Origin of the sequence: Streptomyces sp. NPDC101151, assembly GCF_044768335.1 — a bacterium.
Lineage (GTDB): Bacteria > Actinomycetota > Actinomycetes > Streptomycetales > Streptomycetaceae > Streptomyces.
In genome coordinates this window covers 278,318-284,529 of sequence record NZ_JBIWPP010000007.1, presented here as the reverse complement: position 1 = coordinate 284,529, position 6,212 = coordinate 278,318, and the positions used below count along the sequence as shown (strand labels likewise).

The window sequence follows — 6,212 nt, the reverse complement described above, 5'->3', positions numbered from 1 at the left end:
CGCTGCCGCTGCCGCTGCCGCTGCCGCTGCCGCTGCCGCTGCCGCTGCCGCTGCCGCTGCCGCTGCCGCTGCCGCTGCCGCTGCCGCTGCCGCTGCGTGCCCGAAGAGTGGGCACCCTGAGGGATGACCGATCAATGCCGCGTGCATCGCGTGGTTCGCTCCTTGAGCGACCGGCAAAGCCATTGCGAGCGCGGGCGCACCACCAGTCACAGGTGGTGGCCCGGCGCTGCAACCCCTCGAGCGACCGCTGCCGCCGACTCGGGCCCTCGCCGCAGCCTGAGCGGCACCTCGCCGAACAGAGCGTCGTCCACCCGTTCTTGCCCCGGACTTGTCTCTGACCCGAGCAGCAATCCCACTGCGCAGTGGCCGCCCGTCGCTCAAGTCTCGACCGGTCCCTGGCGGCCAACGCTGTCCACGTGAGCGGCCGAGGCACGGCTCGGGCCGGCGCCGAAGGACACTGCTGAGGCCCGGGTTTGCCGGTGCGTCACTGCTGGCAGCTGCCGAAGGTGACGACGTACGTTCCGGCTCCGCTCGCGCCTGTTCCGGCCGGGTCGGCCGCACCGGCCTCAGCCCAGCGCCCGATCTCACGCAGTCCGGGGTCGAGGATGTTCGCCCGGTGGGGCGGTGAGTTCATCCACCAGTCGACGGCGGCGTTCGGCGTACCCCTGCCGCCCCAGCCGGTGTTGGTGATCTCGGCGACCCGCCAGGACACGGGGTTCGGGCAGTAGCCGGCTCCCGGGATACGGCTCTGCGGTGTCGAGCCCGTCTGCGGGTTGGTGTGCGAGTCCTTGCCCGGTCCCCACCACTTCTGCTGCACGGCCGCGGAGGCGTGCTGGTGAGCCGCTGTCGTCAGGTTCTGGTTGTAGGTCAGTGCTGCAAGACCGCGTTGCGCGCGCTGGGCGTTGATGAGGCACATGACCGCATCCCTCACCTCACGGTTGCGGCGGTCGGCACGATGGGAATGGCTGTGGCTCGGAGTGCGAGCGGAGGCTACGCACTCCTGGGCCCAGGCCGGCGACGCGGTGAACGGTACGAGTGTCGTCGACAGGGCTCCGGCCACCACCAGGCCCACTGCGGTTCCGGTGAGTGAGGCCCGGTTTCTCATGGAAGTTCCACCTCCCGCGATCACGAACAGCGGTGTCGATCGGTGTGAGGGGCTCCCCGAAACTTGGATCCACCTCTCAGACTGCCATCCGGCTCCTCTGATCGCTATCCGATGCGGGGGACGGACCAGGAGACCCTGCCCGGTCAGGTCCTGCCTGCCCTGCCTGCTCCTTGAGTTCACCAGCGCCGCCAGTTCCGGCAGGTGCCCGTCTGGCGCGGCAGCCGCGCGCCGCCGGCCCTCCGGCACCTGCCCGATGCAGCGCGGTGCGCGTCCTCGCCGGCCGACCCGCCGCCTCCGCGACCGGGTTCTTCACCGACATGGCCGAGTCGTAACTCGCCCCGGCCGTACGAGAGATGGTCTTCCCCGTGAAGCGTTGGCGAGGAGCGGCCGGGCGGCTCGATGGGGGCCGCACGGCACTGCAGTTGTTCCAGCGGGTCCCTCCTCCACTCCATCCCTGCACACGCAACCCACGCCGCCAGACTCCGCGACGCCGCACGCAGGTGGGTCGATTCGTCGTCGGCCCCGCATCTGTCAATTGCCGCTTCGCTGTGCGCAGCAGGCACAGGCCGGCGAGGCTCTGGCGTGTCATCAGGAAATGGCCAACGACAACCACCCGGCCGCAGGAGCGGTCCGTCAGACGACAGGACCGGGGAAGCGCGGTTCCGGCTGCTGCCTCACCTCCACCCGCGCTCCGACATCGCGGCTGGCGCCGACCGTGATCTCGGCCGCGTCTTCCGGCATGTCGTCGAGGATCACGACGGGTGCTTGATTCAACCAGGACCTTGCTGCGCCAGAGGATCAGGCCGGCCCTTCTAGGGCACCGGATGCCGCCGGTACAGCGGGTCCCCGCCCCGGTTCGTTCGTGGCTTCGCGCGTGGTACTTCCCGCAATAGGGGAACCCGGCAGGTGCCGATCGGGATCACCACACGTCATGACAGGGGTGATGACCTTGCAGTCCAAGCAGTCCGCGCAGTCGGCCGGTGGTGGTGGGCCGCCCGAGGCGGAGGGGCGGTTGCGGGTCGGCGAGGTGCTGGTCGCTGCCGCCCGGGCGGCCGGGGATCCGCGGCGGATTCCCGATGCGCTGTGCGAGGAGGGCGTACGGCTGCTGCCGGTCACCGGTGCCTCCGTGTCGATCTCGGGCGGGCGCGGGGTCCAGATGACCTGGTGCGCCACTGACCGCGTCGCCGCACGGCTCGCCGAATTGCAGTACACGGTGGGCGACGGACCCGGTCAGACCGCTCTCGACCGGGGCGCCCCGGTCCTCGCCGCCGATCTCGCCGGTCGGCGGGACGCCTGCCGCTGGCCGATCTTCGCGCACGAAGCCGTCGGGCTCGGCGTGTCCGCGGTGTTCTCGCTGCCCCTGGGCGTCAGCGACGCCGTCATCGGCACCCTCGACCTGTACTGCGACCGCGTCGGCGGGCTGTCCGAGCCGGATCTGCGGATCGCGCTGTGGGTGCGGGACGCCGTCACGTGCGCGCTGTTGGATCTCCGGTCCACGTGCGCCGGCACCGAAGAGGGAGCCGTGGACGAGGTGGCGTCCTGGGTGGGGGCCTCGGGAGCCGGCCACACCGAGGTCCACCGGGCGGTGGGCATGGTCATGGTGCAGCTCGACGCGGATCCCGAGCAGGCCCTGGACCGGATGCGCGCCCGCGCCTTCGCCGAGGGCCGCACCATCAGCCAGATCGCCCGGAAGGTCCTGGCCCGCAGACTCCGCTTCCGGCCGGAGCCGGACGTCCGCTGCGGCGAGAGCAGAGGCGGGGAGAGCGGAGAAGGGGACGCAGACGAGTAGGGGCAGGGCGGCGGCGGGCGGTCTTGAACCGGTGCCGCGGTGCCGCGAGTCCTGACCGGGCCGGCCGGTCGTACAGCAAGGGGCCCCGGTGCTCACCGGGGCCCCTCACAGGTCGTACGCCGTCAGCCACACTGGCAGGGAGCGCCCTGCTGGCAACCGCAACCGCAGCCGGAACCGCAGCCGCACGCGGCGACGAGCGGCAGGCTCCTGACCTCGGCGGGCTGGTCGGTCTCGCGCTCCTGAGTGGGGTCGGGCTTGGTGCTGGGGGATTCGGCCATGGGTCCCTCCTCGACACGGGGGCCTGGTGCCCTCGCCCATTGCATGCCCGTTTCTCTGGGCGCATCAACGGCGCACAGAGGCGCCCACGCGCCCCGCCCCACGGCTTTCGAGCCCCCTGGGGCCCGCTGCCGGGTCAGGCGCCGTCGACCCCGGTGACGGGCTGGATGTCCTGCTGCAGCTCGTCCGCGTGCTCACCCGTCACCAGGAAGACGACACGCTTGGCGACGGCCACCGCGTGGTCGGCGTACCGCTCGTAGTAGCGGCCCAGCAGGGTCACGTCGACGGCCGTCTCGATGCCGTGCTTCCAGCGCTCGTCGATCAGGTGCTGGAAGAGGGTGCGATGCAGCAGGTCCATCGCGTCGTCGTCGTGCTCCAGCTGGAGGGCGAGGTCGACGTCCTTCGTCACGATCACCTCGGCCGCCTTCGCCATCAGGCGCTGCGCGAGCTGACCCATCTCCAGGATGGTGGCGTGCAGGTCGTGCGGGACCGCACGGTTCGGGAAGCGCAGCCGGGCAAGCTTCGCCACATGCTGGGCGAGGTCGCCGGAGCGCTCCAGGTCGGCGGACATGCGCAGCGACGTGACGACGATACGGAGGTCCGTCGCCACCGGCTGCTGGCGGGCGAGCAGGGCTATCGCCCGAGCCTCCAGGTCGTGCTGGAGCTCGTCGACCTTCTGGTCCGCCTCGATCACGCTCTCGGCCAGCTTCAGATCGGAGTCGAGGATGGCGGTCGTGGCGCGCCCGATCGCCGACCCGACCAGCCGGGCCATCTCCACCAGACCGTCGCCGATCGAGTCCAGTTCCTCGTGGTACGCGTCCCGCATCAGGGTTCCCTCTCGTACGTGTGCTTCGGGGGTTCCAGGGGCTGTGACACCACGCGCCCCGTGGCGCAACCAGCGGTGCGAACCCCACGCTCCCACGTTCTGACTCGCACGCGTCCGTTTCTGCCACCCCAAATGAACCACTACTGGCTCCAAGGTGAACTCTGGGCGACGAGTGTCCGAGGTCGCACCTCGACGGCTGTGGTCTTGTCGTACGCCCTGCTTAACCTGGAGGCATGGACGTGAACGCGGCGGTCGCCGCAGCGGCAGCGATCGCCGGGGTACTCACCGGTGTCATCGCCATGCTGGCGTTTCGCTGGAGCGAACGCGACCAGAAGCGACCGACCAGGACTTCTTTGCACACCGATCCCGTACTCCCGCCCGGAGTGGACACGGTTCTCTCCGTGCTCCGCTCCTCGGCCGTCGTCCTCGACGAGGCCGACGCCGTCGTCAAGGCCAGCTCCGCCGCCTACGCCCTCGGGCTGGTCCGCGGCGGCAAGCTCGCCGTGGAGCCGATGCTCCAGATGGCCCGGGACACCAGACGGGACGGGGAGATACGCCAGGTCGAACTGGACCTGCCCAGGCGCGGCACCGGACGGGGCGAGGCCCTCGCCGTCTCCGCGCGCGTGGCCCCCCTCGGTTCCCGCCTGGTCCTGCTGCTGGTCGAGGACCTCACCGAAGCCCGCCGGATCGAGGCCGTACGACGTGACTTCGTGGCCAACGTGAGCCATGAGCTGAAGACTCCCGTCGGCGCGCTCTCCCTGCTCTCCGAGGCCGTCATGGACGCCTCCGACGACCCCGAGGCGGTACAGCGCTTCGCGGGCCGGATGCAGATCGAGGCGACCCGGCTGACCAACCTGGTGCAGGAGCTGATCGACCTCTCGCGGGTGCAGAACGACGATCCGCTGGAGGACGCCGAGCCCGTCCGGGTGGACGAGCTGGTCGCCGAGGCGATCGACCGCTGTCGGCACCAGGCCGGCACCAAGCAGATCACCATGGCCGCCGGCGGCACCGCCGACCTGCACGTCTGGGGCAACCGCGGGCAGCTCGCCGCCGCTCTCGGCAATCTGGTCGAGAACGCCGTGAACTACTCCCCGGCCCGCACCCGTGTCGGCATAGCCGCCCGCCGGATCAACGCCTCCGGCGGCGACATGATCGAGCTGGCCGTCACGGACCAGGGCATCGGCATCTCGGACCGGGACAAGGAGCGCATCTTCGAGCGCTTCTACCGCGTCGACCCGGCCCGCTCCCGGGCCACCGGAGGCACCGGTCTGGGTCTCGCGATCGTCAAGCACGTGGTCGCCTCGCACGGCGGGGAAGTCACGGTCTGGAGCGCCGAGAACCAGGGCTCCACCTTCACCCTCAGGCTGCCGGAGGCGGGTGTGGCCCGCGACCGCGCGCAACAGCACCCCGACCTCGACGACGAGGCCGGTCAGGCCGCACACTCAACTTCCGGATCCCCCGGTTCCGGCGTATCCCCCGACCAAACCGCGTACGAAACGCTTCCCGCCCCGGAGGTCCTTCCGTGACCCGAGTGCTCGTCGTCGAGGACGAGGAGTCCTTCTCCGACGCCCTGTCGTACATGCTCCGCAAGGAGGGCTTCGAGGTCGCCGTCGCGGCCACCGGCCCCGACGGACTCGACGAGTTCGAGCGCAACGGCGCCGACCTCGTCCTCCTCGACCTGATGCTGCCGGGGCTGCCCGGCACGGAGGTGTGCCGTCAGCTGCGCGGCCGCTCCAACGTTCCCGTGATCATGGTGACGGCCAAGGACAGTGAGATCGACAAGGTCGTCGGTCTCGAAATAGGAGCCGACGACTACGTCACCAAGCCCTTCTCCTCCCGTGAGCTGGTGGCCCGTATCCGGGCCGTCCTGCGCCGCCGCGGCGAGCCGGAGGAGGTCACCCCGGCCGCGCTGGAGGCGGGCCCGGTCCGCATGGACGTGGACCGCCACGTGGTGACGGTGTCGGGTTCGAAGGTCGACCTCCCGCTGAAGGAGTTCGACCTGCTGGAGATGCTGCTGCGCAACGCCGGCCGCGTCCTGACCCGTATGCAGCTCATCGACCGGGTCTGGGGCGCCGACTACGTGGGCGACACCAAGACCCTCGACGTCCACGTCAAGCGTCTGCGCGCCAAGATCGAGCCGGACCCGGGGGCGCCGCGCTACCTGGTGACGGTCCGCGGTCTGGGCTACAAGTTCGAGCCGTAAACCGACCCGCACG

Annotated in this window: 6 protein-coding genes; 3 read left to right on the top strand and 3 right to left on the bottom strand. The window is 70.7% G+C overall.

Going from position 1 to position 6,212, the window contains the following annotated elements:
* Nucleotides 1-484: 484 nt before the first annotated feature.
* Both ACIRU3_RS16560 and ACIRU3_RS16555 read right to left on the bottom strand, forming a co-directional pair.
* Nucleotides 485-916, bottom strand: coding sequence for a CAP domain-containing protein (locus tag ACIRU3_RS16560; RefSeq protein WP_404056741.1), 432 nt, complete (start codon nucleotides 914-916; stop codon nucleotides 485-487).
* A gap of 822 nt (nucleotides 917-1,738) precedes the next feature.
* On the bottom strand, nucleotides 1,739-1,861 hold the full coding sequence (locus ACIRU3_RS16555; protein ID WP_404056739.1) for a hypothetical protein: 123 nt from the start codon (nucleotides 1,859-1,861) through the stop codon (nucleotides 1,739-1,741).
* 187 nt (nucleotides 1,862-2,048) lie between these two features.
* Here ACIRU3_RS16555 and ACIRU3_RS16550 point away from each other — a divergent pair, with 187 nt between their 5' ends.
* Nucleotides 2,049-2,894: a GAF and ANTAR domain-containing protein gene (locus ACIRU3_RS16550; RefSeq protein WP_404056737.1), complete on the top strand. Its 846-nt coding sequence runs from the start codon at nucleotides 2,049-2,051 to the stop codon at nucleotides 2,892-2,894.
* Between the two features lie 412 nt (nucleotides 2,895-3,306).
* Here the strand turns inward: ACIRU3_RS16550 and phoU are convergent, their stop codons facing one another.
* Nucleotides 3,307-3,996 (bottom strand): phosphate signaling complex protein PhoU, encoded by a 690-nt coding sequence (gene phoU, locus ACIRU3_RS16545; protein ID WP_404056735.1) that lies wholly within the window; start codon nucleotides 3,994-3,996, stop codon nucleotides 3,307-3,309.
* Between the two features lie 233 nt (nucleotides 3,997-4,229).
* Between phoU and ACIRU3_RS16540 the strand changes: the two genes are divergently transcribed.
* Together ACIRU3_RS16540 and ACIRU3_RS16535 are read left to right on the top strand one after the other, a co-directional pair.
* Complete coding sequence (locus ACIRU3_RS16540) at nucleotides 4,230-5,522, top strand: sensor histidine kinase (protein ID WP_404056733.1); 1,293 nt, start codon at nucleotides 4,230-4,232, stop codon at nucleotides 5,520-5,522.
* On the top strand, nucleotides 5,519-6,199 hold the full coding sequence (locus ACIRU3_RS16535) for a response regulator transcription factor (RefSeq protein ID WP_010358452.1): 681 nt from the start codon (nucleotides 5,519-5,521) through the stop codon (nucleotides 6,197-6,199). The genes ACIRU3_RS16540 and ACIRU3_RS16535 overlap by 4 nt, the downstream gene beginning before the upstream one ends.
* Nucleotides 6,200-6,212: the final 13 nt, after the last annotated feature.

What these genes read in the sequence shown, in the direction of transcription:
- ACIRU3_RS16560 (WP_404056741.1), bottom strand. Translation starts at nt 916, where the DNA reads ATGTGCCTCATCAACGCCCAGCGCGCGCAACGCGGTCTTGCAGCACTG.
- ACIRU3_RS16550 (WP_404056737.1), top strand. Translation starts at nt 2,049, where the DNA reads ATGACCTTGCAGTCCAAGCAGTCCGCGCAGTCGGCCGGTGGTGGTGGG.
- phoU (WP_404056735.1), bottom strand. Translation starts at nt 3,996, where the DNA reads ATGCGGGACGCGTACCACGAGGAACTGGACTCGATCGGCGACGGTCTG.
- ACIRU3_RS16540 (WP_404056733.1), top strand. Translation starts at nt 4,230, where the DNA reads ATGGACGTGAACGCGGCGGTCGCCGCAGCGGCAGCGATCGCCGGGGTA.